This window comes from Rhizobium sp. 18055 (assembly GCF_902706285.1).
Taxonomy (GTDB): Bacteria; Pseudomonadota; Alphaproteobacteria; order Rhizobiales; family Rhizobiaceae; genus Rhizobium.
This window is the reverse complement of sequence record NZ_CACSKD010000004.1, coordinates 407,106-423,709: the sequence shown is the minus strand read 5'-3', so window position 1 is coordinate 423,709 and position 16,604 is coordinate 407,106. Positions and strand designations below refer to the sequence as shown.

Here is a 16,604-nt window from a genome sequence, read left to right as displayed (position 1 = left end):
AGCCCCAAACCTCAATCAGCATCGCAGCCAATTCGGAAACACATGAGCGAAAGTCGTCGTCGCCAGCAGCGCCGCCGCCCTCGTTCAGTGAGGCGCTTATACGGCTACCAACCTTTCTAAGTCAACAGCCCAATTCCAGAAAAATCAGCTTTCTGGTATCCATCTGATTTGCTTCGCGAATTTCCAGAAGGGAAAATCGCCGGCGCCAAGCGGGCCGCTGGCGACCGCCTCAGCGCTTCTCGGTAGGCCCGAAAAGCACAGAGAAAGACCGATTGATCCTATAAAGAGACGCCGATCACCTTTTCGACGGAGCCTGTTCTCTGCCGTTAACCATCTTTTCAGCAGTGTGAAGGATGGTGCAGGGGCAACTCCAATCAGGTGAACATGATGTCCACTCTAAATCTACAGCATGGGCTGTCGCCTATTGCGATGGCAAATCCGCTGTTGCCGCCACCGGGTATCTCCGCTGGCCGCTGCATGGGCTCCTTATATACGTCTCCATATGCGTCTGCGCCGACATACGATCGGCCGCCCGCAGCCTCGGGCTGACCGCGGCGCCTCACTATCTGAACCTCACAGAATGACGGGACTGCCGGGCGCAATCGCAGGCAGCCCTTTTCTCTATTCATTGCACTGGGAAAATCATATGCAGGAAGATACCTGGGACCAGCAGAGCATTGCCGCTCTCGCTGAGCAACTGTCCGTTCTCGGAAACGCCAACCGCCTTGCCATCCTGAAGAACCTTGCCGACGGCGAGATCCAGGTCAACGTTCTCGCCAAGAAGCTCGGTCTCGGACAGTCGGCCCTGTCGCAGCATCTGGCGATCCTGCGGTCGTCGGAATTCGTTTCGACAAGACGCGTATCGCAAGCCGTGTTCTACTCCCTTCAACCGCATTCGATCGCCGCCACGCTGGCCGATGTCAAGGATCTGCTCCTCAGCCTGCAGCAAGACGGCATGACGCCACGGGTGGCCGGGCGCAATTCATGATCCTGACATTGGCGCCCGAATGCGCAAACGGGGAGCTCATCGCGGTGGGATTGGACAGGATTTCGGGCCGTCTCCGAGCAGATTTCCGTATTGGCGATCTCTCAAGCGAGCGGGCGCAAGCCCATCGACCAGCCGGGGGCCAAAAGCGCCTGTTGTCGCTCCATAAGCGGGCTAGGCGTCACGAAAGCGTCATGCGCCTCTGCCATGCGTTCAAGCCGCAATGCAGCTTCATTACCCGGGTTCCCAATGACATCCTCCTCCATATCCACACGTCTTTCGCCGGCCGCCTCCCCCCGCCTGATCACTCTTGCATCAACCATCGTAAAAGCCGGGGAAACGGCGCGCACATCTCTGCAGCGCCGGCGGGTCAACGAGATAGTCTCGAAGGCGCCGCGCGACTACCAGACGGAAATCGACGTCGCCGTTGAGCGGATCATCGTCAACGACATGATCGCGGCGTTTCCGTCCTACTCCATCAAGGGCGAGGAGGATGTCGGCAACCGGGTGACCGACAAGGACGCACCGGTAATCTACATCGACCCGATCGACGGCACGACCAATTTCGCCTGGGGCATCCCGCATTTCGGCATGACCATCGCCATTGCCGACGGCGGAAAGATCGTCGCCGGCGTCGTCTACGACGCCATGCTCGACGAGTTGTTCAGCGCCGAACTCGGTGGCGGCGCCTATCTGAACGGCGAGCGGATTTGCTGCGTTGACAATGCAGACATCGAAAACGCAGTCGTCGGCGCCGGACTGCCGGTGCCCGGCCAGGTGAAGGCCGTTGGCGAAGACGTCTATTTCGGCGCGCTGAAGCGGCTGATGGCCAACACCGCCGGCGTTCGCAGGCTCGGCTCCGCGGCTTTGTCGATTGCTTACGTCGCAAGCGGTCGCCTCGACGGCTTTTTCGAAGACGGGTTGTCGCCGCATGACTATGGCGCGGCCGCGCTGTTGGTGACGGAAGCCGGCGGCACGGTTTCCGCGTTCAATGGTGGTCCGGTGAGCGCAAACGGCGATATCCTCGCCGGAAATGCTGCCCTCCACCCCTGGCTGGTTCAGGGGTTCGAAGCCAGGCAGGACTAACCTCGAAGCAGCATCTCGAGGCCGACCGGGTCATCCGTCGTGATCTGATCGACCCTGAGCGCCAGAAGACGACGCACGACAGGCAAGGCTGCGGGAATGGCCGAGTTGATCGTATAGGCATCGACGCGGCGATCGGCACGATGAAATGCTGCGACCAGATCGCAGCCGGCCTCGTCGGCAAACAACACAAGTTGATGGTGCAGATAGATCGTCTGCGCGCGCGGAGAGGCAGCCACAGCCTCGGCAACAAAGCCTTCGAAATCGTGGCTGCCCTTCAAGCGCTCGATCGCGCCATCATGGCAGGGATCATAGCCGATCGGCATGTCGGGGATCGCCTGTGACATGCGCTCGACCGCTTCGGGATCGCCGGCCGAGAGGATGACGGACTGAGCGACCGGCGAGATCGCGGCCGCGAACGCAGCGATATCCTCGCCGCGGATGGCAGCTGAGTTTTCCTTCAGATCGAGCTGCAGAACGGCACCGCAGTCGCGGCTGACGCCGCTCAGAAGCCGGCCCAGATCATCAATCATCAGGACGGGATGCGAGGTTGGCTCTCCGAACGGATCGCGCAGATGCAGACCGCGCAGATCGCTTTCCGTTGCATCGAGCACGCGCCCCTCGCCGGTCGTCGCCCTGTTGAGCGTCTCGTCGTGCAGCACGGCAAAGCCCGGGCCATTGAAGCGCACCAGATCGATCTCGATGCTGGCGCCGAGCGCCATGGCCTCGCCGATGCGCTGGGCGGTGAAGGAGATGTCGCCGGCAAAGCGGTGGCCGCGATGCCATTTCAGCCAGGTCTTGTGTCCGGCTTCATCGATTGCGATGCCGCTGCGCTCAGACATGACCAGAGATGCGTTCATGATGCCGTTCGCCTGACGTCGCCGATTGATAGACCAGCTTGTTGTTGCGGAATACGCGGAATGCCAGCGCCGCCGCTTCTACGCCAACGCCCTTCCCCCAATTGCTATCCGGCGCGGTCATCGCTTTCAACCGCGTTCCGTCTGCAAGGTCGATATCGACGATCTTGTGGGTCCCGAAATCGATGCTGCGGTGAACGATTGCCGTGGACAGGTTGTTCGATGGACGCAGCTGCAAGGCCTCAGGCCTCAGAGCCAGCACGACGTCGCCGTCCTCGATCGGCACGGAAACCGGGAAGGCCGGATGCTGGCTGACGCCGCTGCGGATGCTGGTCTTCACGAAATTCATCGAGCCGATGAAACCGGCAACGAACTCGGTCTGCGGTTCGCGATAGACGATATCGGGCGGCGCGATCTGCTCGGTGCTGCCATCGCGCATGACGACGATGCGGTCGGCGAGCGCCAGCGCCTCATCCTGACCGTGGGTGACGAACAGTGTGGTGATGCCAACCCGCTGCTGGATATCCCGTACTTCCTCGCGCAAACGCTCACGCAGATGCTGATCGAGACTGGCAAAGGGCTCGTCGAGAAGCAGGATCTTCGGCTCCAGCACCAGCGAGCGCGCAAGCGCCACGCGCTGCTGCTGCCCGCCCGACAACTGCGTCGTCATCCGCTTGCCATAGTCGGCAAGACCGACCAGCGCCAACGCGCCTTCGACACGCTCGCGGATCTCCGCCTTCTGCAATCTCCGCAGCTTGAGGCCGAAGGCGATGTTGTTGAAGACATCCATGTGGGTCCACAGCGCGTGGCTCTGGAACACCATGCCTGTCGGCCGCTTTTCCGGCGGAAGGGTGGTGACATCCTTCGCATCGATCAGGATCGAGCCACCCGTTGGCGTCTCGAAACCGCCGATCATACGCAAAAGCGTCGATTTGCCGGATCCGGATGGACCCAGCAGGCAGACCAATTCGCCATCCTCGACATCGAGAGAAAAATCGCGCACTGCGAACGAAATGCCGAACGTCTTTGAAACGTTCTTGATCGTCAAGCGTGCCATCCTAAGCCTTTCCTCGGGGCGTACCCGATCCAAACGTCACGCGCCGAAGCCGCGAGCAAACGCACCGGTGCCGATCACACGACGTGCAAACATCAGCGCGATGAACGAAGGCACCCAGAGCATCACCGACAGAACGGCGCCGTATTGAACCACGATCTGGTTGTTGATGAAGGTGATCATCAATACAGGCATGGTGCGAATTTCAGGCGCGCCGATCAGCCACGCGCCTTCGGTCTCATAGAAGGTTCCGACGAAGGTGAGCAGCAATGCCGCCACGATGGTGGGTGCTGCCTGCGGCAGGGTGATGGACCAGAACACCCGCAACGGCCCGGCCCCTGCGTCGCGCGCCGCCTCTTCCATTCGTCGATCGACATTCTGGAAGGCGGCAACCGGAATCCAGATCATCAGCATCAGCGTGCCGACCAGCTGGATCAGCACCACGCCCCAGAAGGTGCTGATCAGCCCGAGCTTCAGGAAAATGCCGGCAATCGCCACCAGCAGGCCGAATTTCGGAAAGGCGTGCGATGCAAGGAACGACAGGAACAGCACGTTCTTTCCGGGGAATTGCATGCGCGCAAAGGCGTAGGCGGCCGGCAGGCAGATGATGGCGGAGAGAAGCGTGACTGTTGCGGTCAGCCTGAGGCTGAGCGAAAGCGCGTCCCAGACGTCGGAACGCGACAGCGTCTGCGACCAGAAGCGCAGGCCGAACTGCTGCGGAATGACCGAGGGGTAGCGCCAGACCTCCGTGAACGCCCATGTGCCGACGACGATCAGTGGCAGCGCGATGAACAGTGTCAGCAGCACGGCAAACAGAATGCCGGCCCAGTCGACTTGGGCGCCGATAGCCTTGTTGGCGATCCTCATCATTTGGCCTCCCGATTCTTGGCGATCGAGCGGACATAGAAGATGCCGAAGACGAGGCAGAAGCCGAACGAGATGACAGCCTGTGTCAGCGCATTCAGCGGATCGTTGAGATCGGAGAAGGTGCGCTGCATGAACGGCCCCATCATCTCCGGAGACGCCGGCCCGAGCACGTAAGGCAACGTGAAGGAGGAGAAAATGCCGAGAATCGCAAAAGACGCCGTGACCAGCAGCGAGTTGCCCATGCGCGGCAGGATGATCGATGCGAAGACCCGCAAGGGGGGTGCGCCGACATCGCGCGCGGCCTCGACCGAGCTTTTCGGGATGCTGCCAAGTCCGGCCGTGAGCATCAGCACCGTCAGTGGAAGATTGTCCCAGACCAGGCCGATAACCGGCCCCCATGGCGTCAGATAGGGAGAGGGGATTTTCGGCAATCCGATGGCATTCAGCAGCAGATCGACGGTTCCGTTGGGGCCGATCGTGCGGATCAGTGCATAGGACAGGATGATCGACGGCACGAACATCGGAAAGATCGCCAGCCCCTGCACATAGGCCGGCAGGCGTCCCTGCGAGAAGCGCAGGTAGAGCGCGATCGGCAGGCCGATGGCGAGCAGCAGAATGCCGCAGACCAGCGTCGTCCACAGCGTCACCCACAGATTGGCGAGACTATAGGCGTCGCTGAAGAAGAAGGCGTAGGACGCCAGCGAGACAGCCGACGTGCCATCCGGCTGACGGACGAACACCGTGGTGATGACGGCCGAGAAGATCGGATAGACGATCAGCCATGCCAACAGAAGCACCGGCAGAGCGACAAGAAGAAGCCCCACCGGACGCTGTGCCCTGCCCGACGCGATCCCTCGCGCCGGCAGCGGCAATGCCATTTCCCTGCGCATCAGGTACGGCTGATGCCTGGGGCAACGTTGCGGTACCAACCGTCGTTGATGGCCGGCTCCCAATCGCCAGACGGGAAGGTCGGGATCGTCGTCGGGATGACGTCGGCGTATTTCTGACGAAGCTCGTCGGAAATGTGATCCCAGGAGACGCCGGGGAAGCCGCCGAGCTCGGTGATGATCGCTTCCTGAATCTCCTTGCTCAGCATGAATGCCGCAAGCTTCATCGCAGCATCCTTGTTGGCGCCGTTCGAAAACACCGTCATGCGCGAGAAATCGCCGCAAAGTGCCAGATCGCTCAACTGCACGAGGCCTGTCGTCTCCGGCAGAACGCCCTGCGACAGAGCCTGCAGCACCTGATCGGACCAAACCGGCGTCATGGCAACGACGCCCTGCGAGAGAAGCTGGATCGACTGCGTGTTGCCGGCGGTGTAGGCGCCCTTCTCGTAGAGCGACGGGGCGAGATCGTTAAGGATCTTCCAGGCCGGCGTCAGGGCCTGATTGGCGTAATCGGCGGTGAAGTTTTCGATCGTGAACTTCTTCGGATCGCGACCGTTGGCCTCGTGGATGGCACGGCGAACGAAATTGCCGCCCGAACCGCCCTTGTCGGGACGATTGTAGATGAACTGGCCGGGGTTGGCCTTGATCCATGTCGTCAGCTGCTCCCAGGTCTTCGGCGCGTCCTTCGGGTCGAGCTTGGTCTTGTCGTAGGCGAGAAGCACCTGCGAACCGCGATAGGGCAGCGAATAGGGGCTGTCGATGCTCAACGGATTGACGTTGGCAAAGCCATCCGTGTTCTCGGCCGAGAATTTGACCCAGAGGCCGGCATCGATGCCACCTGTCGGCAGGCGCGGGTTGAAGGCTTCGAAGATATCGGACTGAGGATCGGCCTTCGATGCGAGAGCGGCGAGTGCGCGGTCTGCAATCGCACGCAATCCGGTGTTATCGCCGGCATCGGTAATCTTGACGGCGACTTCCGGGTGCGCCTTTTCGAAAGCCGGCCGGACGATGTTGTTCCAGAAGTCGATGATGTTGGCGTCAGACCCGCTGTAGAGGTTGATCGTCGCGTCTGCAGCCATTGCGAAACGTGGCAGGGCCAGCAGGCCGGCGACCGCCGATGATGTGACAAGAAACTCGCGTCTGTTCATAACCGTCTCCGTTCGGTTCAGGGCCTAAGCCCACTGGACTACGGTTTTGCTATCGCCGGCGCGTAACAGCGGCATGACAGAAACGGCAGGCAGGCGATTTTTTGCACACCCGTGCACTTAAATCGGCCGAACGTCCGTTTTGACCGCAGCCGAATACGGACAACACACATTCGACGCTTTGCGAACGCAACATGATCGAATCATGAAATCGCCGCTGAAGAAAAGCCGGGCCTCAGTTCTTGAAGACGAGGCAGGTCTGGCTGGCTTTGCGGATCTGCTTGCAGACATCGTTTGCCTCGGCCCGCGTCTGCCGCGGGATGCGGGTGACATAGCGCGGGCGGAAGCCGAAGCTACGATCACGCTGTCGCATGATCAGCGGCTGCTCCTGATCGAGCGGCGCCGGCAGCTGCGAAACGGCCTCGAAGAACAGACGACGGGCGACGTCGGGATTGGCGTTCGCGACCATCTGTACGCCCCAAGGCGCCCAGTTTCCTTCCGTCCTCCAGGGCGGTTCCACCATCTTGCGGCGATCGGCAAGCGCAACGCAGCTCTCGACAAAAGGCTGATCCTTGGCCAAGGGACCAGCCGCCTGGTCGGGCGCGTCGGATTTCCACTCCTCGACGCTATGGGCGGTGATTGCCATCACGTAACTGCGGGTTTCGGTCGGCAGGCGGCCGCCGTTGAGAAAATTCGCCAGGCCGTTCTCACCGGCATTGTAGGCAGCGGCCGCCAGACCGAGATTGCCGAAGCGGTCGCGCAGTTCGTCAAGATATTCGGCCGACTTCTGCAACGCTTCCAGCACGTCGTAACTGTCCTGCAGCCCACGCAGCTTGGCGGTGCCGGGCATGAACTGGGCGATGCCCTGCGCCCCCTTGTAACTCAGCGCATCGGGCCGAAACCGGCTCTCACGCCAGATTAGCCTGGCGAAGAAATCGGGTGGCAGATCGTGATCGTCGGCGGTCCGCTCGATCGCGCCGCAGAGATCACGGTTGAAACTGTCTTTGCGGATACAAAGCGTATCGGTCGATCCGGAGATGGAGCGCGTGTAGAGGCAGGCAGCCTCTGTCGGCGTTAATGCCGCGGCTGTGGTTGCAACCTCTTCGGCACCGCAGGTCGCGGCAAAAAAAGACAGGCAGAGCAGCAAAGACAAAGTCGATGATGCAAGGAGGCTGACGTTGTTGCGCTGCTTGGCTGCAATCATGTGATTTCAGTGCCGCAGTCGCAACACCGCCGTCGAGTGACATCTTGCGCCCATACCATTGTGTTTATCGTCCGCAGTCAAGCGATTGCTAAAGCAGCGTGCATCCAGAAGGCATGGCTTCAGGCCGTCGAGCCACAGAGGGCTGCACGCCGGACCCCACAGGCGTCGCCCGGACAAATCATGCGCGCAAGGATTGCCAATCTCTCAAAGTCGCGGCGGCTGTTGCGGCTGGCACCCAACTCGGCCAGTTTGACATGACAGTCACGGACACCAGTTTATCACGCATAAGTCGGAGCGGCCGCACGACCAGAGCCGGCGATTTGATGGAGAGGACGGACCCAATGGAACTCAAAGACCCTTCCCTTTTCCGCCAGGCAGCGCTGGTCGGCGGCACATGGATCGATACCGATCCGGCCAATGCGATCGAGGTCAACAATCCGGCGACCGGCGAGATCATCGGCCGGGTGCCGAAGCTTGGCGCCGCGGAGACGAAGACGGCGATCGAAGCCGCGCGCTTGGCACAAAAAGGCTGGGCGGCGCGCACGGCAAAGGAGCGCACCGGCATCCTGCGCAAATGGTTCGATCTGATGATCGACAACAAGGACGATCTCGGCCGCATCCTGACGCTCGAACAGGGCAAGCCCCTGGCAGAAGCCATCGGCGAGATCGTCTATGGCGCAAGCTTCATCGAGTGGTTCGCGGAAGAAGGTCGCCGCATCTATGGCGACCTGATCCCCGGCCACCAGCCGGACAAGCGGATCATGGTGATGAAGCAGCCGATCGGCGTCGTTGCGGCAATCACGCCCTGGAATTTTCCCAATGCGATGATCACCCGCAAGGCCGGCCCCGCTTTTGCGGCGGGCTGCGCCATGGTGCTGAAGCCGGCATCGCAGACACCGTTTTCCGCGATTGCCATTGCCATTCTCGCCGAGCGTGCCGGCCTGCCGCAGGGGCTGTTTTCCGTGCTGACAGGTTCTGCCGCCGCCATCGGCGCCGAGATGACCGCCAATCCGACCGTCCGCAAGTTGACTTTTACCGGTTCGACCGAGGTCGGCGCCGAGCTTTACAAACAGAGCGCGCCGACAATCAAGAAGCTCGGGCTTGAGTTGGGCGGCAACGCGCCGTTTATCGTCTTCGACGACGCCGATCTCGATGCCGCTGTCGAAGGCGCATTGATTGCCAAGTTCCGCAACAACGGACAGACCTGCGTCTGCGCCAATCGACTCTATGTGCAGGATGGCGTCTATGACGCCTTTTCCAAAAAGCTCGCGGCCGCCGTCGGCAAGTTGAAGACCGGCAACGGTTTTGATGAAGGCGTCATCCTCGGACCGCTGATCGACAAGCCGGCGCTCGCGAAAGTCGAGGAGCATGTTGCCGATGCGGTCGCCAAAGGTGCCAGCGTCGTCAGCGGTGGGAGGCCGCACGCACTTGGCGGCACCTTCTACGAAGCAACGGTTCTCGCCAACGTCACCAAGGACATGGCGGTCGCGCGCGAGGAAACCTTCGGTCCCGTCGCGCCGCTCTTCCGCTTTACCGACGAGGCCGATGTGATCGAGCAGGCCAACGACACCGAGTTCGGCCTCGCCTCCTATTTCTACGCCAAGGATCTGGCCCGCGTCTTCCGGGTAGCCGAAGCGCTGGAATACGGGATGGTCGGCGTCAACACCGGCCTCATTTCGACAGCAGAGGCACCCTTCGGCGGCGTCAAGCTCTCCGGCCTTGGCCGCGAGGGATCGCGGTATGGCATCGAGGAATTTACCGAAATCAAGTATGTCTGCCTCGGCGGCATTGGCTGATAAGAGATGAGGGCCAGGATCAAGCGTGGGCATCGCGGCCCGCCCACCTTGAGGGCTGCGCCGTGACGCGGCGATGTTTTGCTGATTGCTGCGGCGTGCAAATTTTTTCCGCATAAGCGGCCTGGCTGATGTCAAAGCACAAAAGACCGCAGCGCTGGGCCCAGAATCGAAAAAGCCTGCCGCGGGAGGAGGTGCGGCAGGCTTTTCGAATAGAACCGAACGACAGCTGGGAGGAGGAGTGCTGCCATTCCCACAAGCGCCCTTGGGAGGAGGATAAGGTCGCTTGCAATGTCGAAGCTCTGCGGGAGGAGGTGCATTGCTTCGATAATTTGACCGTACAGTAATCACGCCCAAATGATAGGCACAATTATGCAGAACAGCTATGCGCCATGCGCTTAACGCGCGGCTACTGTTGCAGATTTGCTCCAGTTAACCATTTCGGCGCAGGGCAGCCGATCCTCTTTGGCATTTTCCGATTTTCTGCTACCACGCCGCCGAAAGCGAAGAGGATTGCAGATGAGTGCCGCATTTTACCGTGACTACGTCCTTGATCTGAAGGCACGCATCGACAATCTCCATACCGACGCGGCCGCCTACCAGACGTATGAGCTGACGATGGAGCTGCTGGCGCAGAAAAACCTGATCAGCTACGCCATGAAGCGTCAGCGCGGCCAGGTCGACAGTCTGTTCTATCGGCGCGATACGGCCACCGGCCAGGGCACGCAGATGCCGCAACAGGCTGCCTATGGGGTCTTTGCGGGCTTCTTCGGGTTGGGGCAATTCCTCGCATCGACCGGTCGCGCGCAGGGGCTCGGCGAAGAGCAGTTCGCCGAAACGCTGACGGCAAACTGGGAATACCCGACATGTGCCGTTCAGTTTTCCTATCGCAAAAAGGGCGAGCCGCGCGCGACGTCGATGAAGATGCTGTTCGTCGGGCTCAATGGCGATGCCGATGCCACCGCCTACGAAGCCCAATTGACCCGTCCCGATCTTCTGGTCGCGACCCGCCCATTTTCGACAAATGTCCTGTGGGAATGGAAATAGGCAAGCCCGCGTCAGTCGGTCGACAGCTTCGCCGCATCGGCGAGCAGTTCTCCGGCAACATCGCGCAACAATTCCGCGATGCTCTTGAGAAAGATGCTCATCGCCGAGCCCTTGCGCCAGCAGATCCCGATCTGCCGGTTTGGCGCAATACCCTCGAAGCGCAACAGCCGGACATTGCCGGAGGCCGGTTGAAGGGTTGCGAGTTTCGGCAGCAGCGTGATGCCAACTTCGGCACCGACCATCTGCCTTAGCGTCTCCAGGCTGGTGGCGCGAAACGACGTGCGCTCGCTGGCACCGGATAGCCGGCAGACATCGAGCGCCTGGTCGCGCAGGCAGTGGCCCTCCTCCAGCAGCATCAGATCGTAGCGATCAAGTTCGCCAAGCGTCAGCGACCGACGCTTCGCCAGAGGGTGGCCGCCCGGAACAGCCAGCAGGAAGTCTTCCTCGAAGAGAAACTCGGTGTTGAGATGATCGTCGTTGATCGGCAGCGCCAGGATAGCCGCATCAAGATTGCCGCTTCGCAGGCGCGCCAGCAACGCATCGCTCTTTTCCTCGATCAGCAACGTCTCAAGCCGCGGAAACTGCTTGTGAATGCGCGGCACCGCATGCGGCAGCAAATAGGGCCCGAGCGTTGGAAAGATACCGAGGCGCAATGTACCGACCTCAGGGTTGAGGCTACGCAAGGCCGACGATTTGATCTCCTCGACCTCGCCCATGATCCGGCGCGCCCGCGACACGGTATCCTCGCCAAAGGGCGTCAGCATGACCGAGCGCGGCGTGCGCTCGATCAGGGGTGCGCCGAGATACTCCTCCAGCTTCCTGATCTGCATCGATAGCGTCGGCTGGCTGACCAGACACGCCTCGGCGGCCCGGCCAAAATGCCGGTGATCCGCCAGGGCAATCAGATATTCCAGCTCGCGAAGCGTCATCGTGCGATCACGGTGACCAGCCTCACGCCGCCTTCACGGCATCCGCGTCCGGCGCGGACGTGCGGATCAGGTGGTCGAAGGCGGCAAGCGATGCCTTCGCACCCTCACCCAGCGCAATGACGATCTGCTTGTAAGGGACCGTCGTGCAGTCGCCGGCAGCAAACACGCCCGGCACAGAGGTCTGGCCATGGTGATCGACAATGATCTCGCCGCGTGGCGACAGCTCGACTGTGCCCTTCAGCCATTCGGTGTTCGGCAGAAGACCGATCTGGACGAAGATACCTTCGAGCGAAACCGTGTGGCGCTGGCCGGCAATGCGGTTCTCGTAGACAAGACCGGTTACCTTCTGTCCGTCGCCGAGCACTTCCGTGGTCTTGGCCGACAGCAGGATCTCGACATTCGGCAGGCTGCGCAGCTTGCGTTGCAGAACATCATCGGCGCGCAGCTTGTTGTCGAATTCGACCAGCGTCACATGGCTGACGATATTGGCCAGATCGATCGCCGCCTCGACGCCGGAGTTGCCGCCACCGATGACTGCAACGCGCTTGCCCTTGAACAACGGACCATCGCAATGCGGGCAATAGGCAACACCCTTGTTGCGGTAATGATCTTCGCCCGGAACGCCCATCTGGCGCCAGCGGGCGCCGGTGGACAGGACCACCGTCTTCGATTGCAGCGTCGCGCCATTGGCGAGTTCGACCGAGATCATCTCCTTGCCGGGCACCAGCTTTTCGGCGCGCTGCAGGTTCATGACATCGACATCGTATTCCTTCACATGCTCTTCGAGCGAGGCCGCAAATTGCGGGCCTTCCGTGTGACGAACCGAAATGAAGTTCTCGATCGCCATCGTATCGAGTACCTGACCACCGAAACGCTCGGCGGCAACGCCGGTGCGGATGCCCTTGCGGGCGGCGTAGATTGCAGCTGCAGCACCAGCCGGTCCACCGCCGATAACCAGCACGTCATAGGCTTCGCGCTTGTTCAGACGCTCGGCGGCGCGGGCTGCCGAATTGGTATCGAGCTTGGCGACGATTTCCTCGACTTCCATGCGGCCCTGACCGAAAACCTGGCCATTGAGATAGACCGTCGGGACCGACATCACCTGCCGGCTCGCGACTTCTGCAGGGAACACCCCGCCATCGATCGCCACGTGCTTCACCCGCGGGTTCAGCACCGCCATCAGGTTCAGTGCCTGAACGACATCAGGGCAATTCTGGCAGGTCAGCGAGAAATAGGTCTCGAAGGTGAAATCGCCGTCGAGGTCCTTGATCTGGTCGATGATCGCCTGCTCGGTGCGCGGCGGGTGACCGCCGACCTGCAGCAGGGCGAGCACCAGCGAAGTGAACTCGTGGCCCATCGGAATACCCGCAAAGCGCAGGCTGATGTCGTGGCCCGGGCTATTCAGCGCAAAAGAGGGAGCGCGTTCGCCGTCATCGCGTGTTTCAACGACGGAGATCTTGTCCGACAGCTTCACCAATTCGTTCAGAAGCTCCGACATCTCTTTCGACTTGGGGCTGTCGTTGACCGAAGCAGTGATCGCGATCGGGCGAACGACGCGTTCCAGATAGCTCTTCAGCTGGGACTTCAGATTATCGTCGAGCATAAGACACTCCGCTAAAAATGAATGGCAGCGGCCGTTACAGGCGCTGAATATGGCAGTTGGTCGCTGCCCTCCAGCACGAGGGTGGAAGGCAGCTTGTCAAATAAAGATCAGATCTTGCCGACGAGGTGCAGCGAAGGAGCGAGCGTCTTTTCGCCCTCTTCCCACTTGGCCGGGCAAACTTCGCCGGGATGCGCGCGAACATACTGCGCTGCCTTGATGCGGCGGAGCAGATCGGCTGCATTGCGGCCAACGCCTTCTGCGGTGACTTCCATCGCCTGAACGACGCCGTCAGGATCGACGACGAAGGTGCCGCGGTCGGCAAGGCCTTCGGATTCGCGCATCACTTCGAAGTTGCGGCTGATCGTGCCGGTCGGGTCGCCGATCATCGTGTATTCGATCTTGCCGATGGTCTCGGAGCTGTCGTGCCAGGCCTTGTGGGTGAAGTGCGTGTCGGTCGAGACCGAGTAGACTTCGACGTCCATGCGCTGCAGTTCGGCATAGTGATCGGCAACGTCGCCGAGTTCGGTCGGGCATACGAAAGTGAAATCGGCCGGATAGAAGAAGAATACCGCCCACTTGCCCTTGGTGTCGGCATCGGTGACTTCAATGAATTTGCCCTGCTTGAAGGCCTGCGCCTTGAAGGGCTTAATGGATGTGTTGATAAGGGACATGGAGGCTCCTGTGGAATTGCTGCAAAGCGAAATACCGCTTTCGCATCGCAACATAAATAGGTGCCGGCGATAAATGAAATAGATAAATAAAAAAATTCCGATAGATATTATCTATTGATATCTCCCTCGCCGAAGACCGGCAAGAGGCGCCTTAACGGACAATACGACCGCCGCAACAGCAAGATCGGGATGGCCGCGGCTCCGGATGAAGCCGTAGCCCACATCGATCAGACCGATCGACCAAGCCCGCCATCGACCTTGATGTTCTGGCCGGTGATATAGCCCGCACCTTGCGATGCCAGGAAAGCGACGGTCGCAGCGACTTCCTCGCTCTTGCCGTAGCGCTTCATCGGCACCGATTCCCGGCGCTCTTCCGTTGCCGGCAGGCTGTCGATCCAGCCGGGCAGAACGTTGTTCATGCGGATGTTGTCGGCTGCGTAGGTGTCGGCAAAGATCTTGGTGAAGGAGGCAAGTCCCGCCCTGAAAACCGCAGACGTCGGGAACATCGCGGCAGGTTCGAACGCCCAGGCTGTCGAGATATTGACGATCGCGCCTGATTTCTGCGCCTGCATGATCGGCGTCACCAGCCGGGTCGGCCGAACGACGTTCATCAGGTACACATCCATCCCCTTATGCCAGTCCTCGTCGGTGATATCGAGGATCGGCGCCCGCGGACCGTGGCCGGCACTGTTGACCAGCACGTCGATGCGCCCCCAGGCCTGCATGGCGAGATCCACGAGGCGCTTCAGGTCGTCATTCGACTGGTTCGAGCCGGTCACGCCAACACCGTCAAGCTCCTTGGCCAGTGCCTCGCCTTTGCCTGACGAGGACAGGATCGCCACCTTGAAGCCGTCGGCCACCAGACGCCGCGCAGCGTCCGCTCCCATGCCGCTACCGCCGGCCGTCACCAGTGCCACTTTTTCTACTGCCATGATCCGCGCCTCTCCTGTCATTCGGCCCACGCCGAGTGTGTTTTCAGCTTCGATCGCCTATGATATCACTGCATGAAGCCCGCTTCGAGCCAATTCCCTTGGCATATATCAGTAGAAAATCTATCGAATGACTGATCCGCTCTTCCGCCTTCCACCGTTGAATGGCCTGCGCGCCTTCGAGGTCGCGGCGCGCCATCTCAACTTCCGCGCTGCCGCCGAAGAGCTTGGCGTCACGCAGGCGGCTGTGGCCCAGCAGGTGCGTGGACTGGAGAAGGAGCTCGAGCTCAAACTGTTCGACCGCCTGCCGCGTGCCCTTGCGCTGACCGAGGCCGGGCGCGGCTACGCCGACAGCATACGCCGCGCCTTCGAGCTGATGTCCGAGGCCACATCGACGCTCCGACCCGAACCGCTGCGCCTGACGATCAGCATCACGCCGACCTTCGCCTCGAAGTGGCTGATCCCACGCCTGCCGGATTTCCTGGCTGCGCACCCGGATCTGGACATGCGCATCCTTGCCAGCGAGAGGGTGTCGAACTTCCAGTCCGACGCCGTGGACATCGCCGTCCGCCTTGCCCGGCCGCCATTTGCCCCGGGATTGCAGGCCGAACTGCTCTTCGAACAGGAGCTTGTTGCGGTCTGCAGCCCGGCGCTGATACCGCCGGCTGGCATGTTTGTCCCCGCAGATCTCGCGCGTTTCGTGCTCCTCCACGATACCCACAATCAGTGGCCGGAATTCGCGGCGACGATCCCGGGTTCTGCGCCTACCGCATCATCGAAAAGCGTGCGGTTCAACCAGACATCCCATGCGATCGAAGCGGCCCTTGCCGGTCAGGGCATCGCCTTGGCAAGCCGCATCTTCGTCAACGACGACCTTGCAGCCGGCCGGCTCGTGCCAGCATTTTCGAAGACGATGCGGGCCGCATCGGATTTCTACGTCGTTTCGCTGCGCAAGCCGAAGCACGCGCAATCGGTCGCCAAGGTCAGGGAATGGTTGCTGCGCCACGCCAGCGGCCAAGCATAGATGGGCTAATCGGCTCCGTGCCCCAATCTGGTCTACCGGAAAACCTGAGGCATCGGTCGGTGGCTGATGATAAAATGCGCTCAGTATGACGCAGCTACGCTTTATCATCAGAGAGAGGCGCGCAACCATGAAACATTACGCCGGTCTCGATGTCTCCATCAAGGAAACGAGCGTTGGCATGTTTCCCTACGCGGAGATGCCATGATGCGAAGGCTGCTCTACGAGGCTGCCCAATCCATATTGATGCGCTTGGTGAAGTGGTGTTGGCTGAAAGCTTGAGCGATGAACATCGCTAAGCGGCACGGCAGCAAGAAAGCCAAGGTGGCATTGGCGCGGAGGCTCGCGGTCGTCATGCATCGCATGTGGGTGGACGGCTCCGAGTTTCGTTGGACGAAAGAGCGAAACACACCCCCTGCAGCGGCCTGACAGGCGCGATAGAATTTAAGGTTCCGCGTAGTGGCGGAAGACGTCCTTCGCGGACGATGGTGATGTGAGTTCGTGGCGGCGTTTATTCCGGTGATCCGTC

The 16,604-nt window shown here is 60.9% G+C and carries 15 protein-coding genes and 1 pseudogene; 6 read left to right on the top strand and 10 right to left on the bottom strand.

What is annotated here, in order from left to right; translation table 11 throughout:
• Window positions 1–646: 646 nt before the first annotated feature.
• Window positions 647–988 (top strand): helix-turn-helix transcriptional regulator, encoded by a 342-nt coding sequence (locus GVL52_RS10560; protein WP_160006576.1) that lies wholly within the window; start codon window positions 647–649, stop codon window positions 986–988.
• A gap of 246 nt (window positions 989–1,234) precedes the next feature.
• Window positions 1,235–2,071 (top strand): inositol monophosphatase family protein, encoded by an 837-nt coding sequence (locus tag GVL52_RS10555; RefSeq protein WP_160006574.1) that lies wholly within the window; start codon window positions 1,235–1,237, stop codon window positions 2,069–2,071.
• Here GVL52_RS10555 and GVL52_RS10550 read toward each other — a convergent pair.
• From GVL52_RS10550 to GVL52_RS10525, 6 genes are all read right to left on the bottom strand, one after another.
• On the bottom strand, window positions 2,068–2,928 hold the full coding sequence (locus tag GVL52_RS10550; RefSeq protein ID WP_244619142.1) for a glycerophosphodiester phosphodiesterase family protein: 861 nt from the start codon (window positions 2,926–2,928) through the stop codon (window positions 2,068–2,070). The genes GVL52_RS10555 and GVL52_RS10550 overlap by 4 nt on opposite strands.
• On the bottom strand, window positions 2,903–3,982 hold the full coding sequence (locus tag GVL52_RS10545; protein ID WP_160006572.1) for an ABC transporter ATP-binding protein: 1,080 nt from the start codon (window positions 3,980–3,982) through the stop codon (window positions 2,903–2,905). The genes GVL52_RS10550 and GVL52_RS10545 overlap by 26 nt, the downstream gene beginning before the upstream one ends.
• A gap of 36 nt (window positions 3,983–4,018) precedes the next feature.
• Window positions 4,019–4,846: an ABC transporter permease gene (locus GVL52_RS10540; RefSeq protein WP_160006637.1), complete on the bottom strand. Its 828-nt coding sequence runs from the start codon at window positions 4,844–4,846 to the stop codon at window positions 4,019–4,021.
• A complete protein-coding gene (locus tag GVL52_RS10535) occupies window positions 4,846–5,724 on the bottom strand; it encodes an ABC transporter permease (protein WP_244619148.1) in 879 nt (292 codons plus the stop codon). Before GVL52_RS10535 ends, GVL52_RS10540 begins: the two co-directional genes overlap by 1 nt.
• An 11-nt stretch (window positions 5,725–5,735) precedes the next feature.
• Window positions 5,736–6,881 (bottom strand): extracellular solute-binding protein, encoded by a 1,146-nt coding sequence (locus GVL52_RS10530; protein ID WP_160006568.1) that lies wholly within the window; start codon window positions 6,879–6,881, stop codon window positions 5,736–5,738.
• A gap of 232 nt (window positions 6,882–7,113) precedes the next feature.
• Window positions 7,114–8,082 (bottom strand): lytic transglycosylase domain-containing protein, encoded by a 969-nt coding sequence (locus GVL52_RS10525; protein ID WP_160006566.1) that lies wholly within the window; start codon window positions 8,080–8,082, stop codon window positions 7,114–7,116.
• 341 nt (window positions 8,083–8,423) lie between these two features.
• Here GVL52_RS10525 and gabD point away from each other — a divergent pair, with 341 nt between their 5' ends.
• Both gabD and GVL52_RS10515 read left to right on the top strand, forming a co-directional pair.
• Window positions 8,424–9,878 (top strand): NADP-dependent succinate-semialdehyde dehydrogenase, encoded by a 1,455-nt coding sequence (gabD, locus tag GVL52_RS10520; protein ID WP_160006564.1) that lies wholly within the window; start codon window positions 8,424–8,426, stop codon window positions 9,876–9,878.
• 516 nt (window positions 9,879–10,394) lie between these two features.
• Window positions 10,395–10,922, top strand: coding sequence for a hypothetical protein (locus tag GVL52_RS10515; RefSeq protein WP_160006562.1), 528 nt, complete (start codon window positions 10,395–10,397; stop codon window positions 10,920–10,922).
• A gap of 11 nt (window positions 10,923–10,933) precedes the next feature.
• Here the strand turns inward: GVL52_RS10515 and GVL52_RS10510 are convergent, their stop codons facing one another.
• The 4 genes from GVL52_RS10510 to GVL52_RS10495 form a co-directional block, all read right to left on the bottom strand.
• Complete coding sequence (locus GVL52_RS10510; protein WP_160006560.1) at window positions 10,934–11,851, bottom strand: LysR substrate-binding domain-containing protein; 918 nt, start codon at window positions 11,849–11,851, stop codon at window positions 10,934–10,936.
• A gap of 22 nt (window positions 11,852–11,873) precedes the next feature.
• Window positions 11,874–13,454 carry an alkyl hydroperoxide reductase subunit F gene (gene ahpF, locus GVL52_RS10505; protein ID WP_160006558.1) on the bottom strand — a complete coding sequence of 527 codons (1,581 nt, stop codon included), beginning with the start codon at window positions 13,452–13,454 and terminating at the stop codon, window positions 11,874–11,876.
• A gap of 107 nt (window positions 13,455–13,561) precedes the next feature.
• On the bottom strand, window positions 13,562–14,125 hold the full coding sequence (gene ahpC, locus GVL52_RS10500) for an alkyl hydroperoxide reductase subunit C (RefSeq protein ID WP_160006556.1): 564 nt from the start codon (window positions 14,123–14,125) through the stop codon (window positions 13,562–13,564).
• A gap of 227 nt (window positions 14,126–14,352) precedes the next feature.
• Window positions 14,353–15,057: an SDR family oxidoreductase gene (locus GVL52_RS10495; protein WP_160006554.1), complete on the bottom strand. Its 705-nt coding sequence runs from the start codon at window positions 15,055–15,057 to the stop codon at window positions 14,353–14,355.
• A gap of 127 nt (window positions 15,058–15,184) precedes the next feature.
• Between GVL52_RS10495 and gcvA the strand changes: the two genes are divergently transcribed.
• A complete protein-coding gene (gcvA, locus tag GVL52_RS10490; protein WP_160006552.1) occupies window positions 15,185–16,078 on the top strand; it encodes a transcriptional regulator GcvA in 894 nt (297 codons plus the stop codon).
• A gap of 180 nt (window positions 16,079–16,258) precedes the next feature.
• Window positions 16,259–16,504, top strand: a pseudogene (locus GVL52_RS30850) (IS110 family transposase); the annotation flags it as partial.
• Window positions 16,505–16,604: the final 100 nt, after the last annotated feature.

Excerpts from the sequence above, each read along its gene's own strand:
- GVL52_RS10560 (WP_160006576.1), top strand. The coding sequence starts at position 647 with ATGCAGGAAGATACCTGGGACCAGCAGAGCATTGCCGCTCTCGCTGAG.
- GVL52_RS10555 (WP_160006574.1), top strand. The coding sequence starts at position 1,235 with ATGACATCCTCCTCCATATCCACACGTCTTTCGCCGGCCGCCTCCCCC.
- GVL52_RS10550 (WP_244619142.1), bottom strand. The coding sequence starts at position 2,928 with ATGAACGCATCTCTGGTCATGTCTGAGCGCAGCGGCATCGCAATCGAT.
- GVL52_RS10545 (WP_160006572.1), bottom strand. The coding sequence starts at position 3,982 with ATGGCACGCTTGACGATCAAGAACGTTTCAAAGACGTTCGGCATTTCG.
- GVL52_RS10540 (WP_160006637.1), bottom strand. The coding sequence starts at position 4,846 with ATGAGGATCGCCAACAAGGCTATCGGCGCCCAAGTCGACTGGGCCGGC.
- GVL52_RS10535 (WP_244619148.1), bottom strand. The coding sequence starts at position 5,724 with ATGGCATTGCCGCTGCCGGCGCGAGGGATCGCGTCGGGCAGGGCACAG.
- GVL52_RS10530 (WP_160006568.1), bottom strand. The coding sequence starts at position 6,881 with ATGAACAGACGCGAGTTTCTTGTCACATCATCGGCGGTCGCCGGCCTG.
- GVL52_RS10525 (WP_160006566.1), bottom strand. The coding sequence starts at position 8,082 with ATGATTGCAGCCAAGCAGCGCAACAACGTCAGCCTCCTTGCATCATCG.
- gabD (WP_160006564.1), top strand. The coding sequence starts at position 8,424 with ATGGAACTCAAAGACCCTTCCCTTTTCCGCCAGGCAGCGCTGGTCGGC.
- GVL52_RS10515 (WP_160006562.1), top strand. The coding sequence starts at position 10,395 with ATGAGTGCCGCATTTTACCGTGACTACGTCCTTGATCTGAAGGCACGC.
- GVL52_RS10510 (WP_160006560.1), bottom strand. The coding sequence starts at position 11,851 with ATGACGCTTCGCGAGCTGGAATATCTGATTGCCCTGGCGGATCACCGG.
- ahpF (WP_160006558.1), bottom strand. The coding sequence starts at position 13,454 with ATGCTCGACGATAATCTGAAGTCCCAGCTGAAGAGCTATCTGGAACGC.
- ahpC (WP_160006556.1), bottom strand. The coding sequence starts at position 14,125 with ATGTCCCTTATCAACACATCCATTAAGCCCTTCAAGGCGCAGGCCTTC.
- GVL52_RS10495 (WP_160006554.1), bottom strand. The coding sequence starts at position 15,057 with ATGGCAGTAGAAAAAGTGGCACTGGTGACGGCCGGCGGTAGCGGCATG.
- gcvA (WP_160006552.1), top strand. The coding sequence starts at position 15,185 with ATGACTGATCCGCTCTTCCGCCTTCCACCGTTGAATGGCCTGCGCGCC.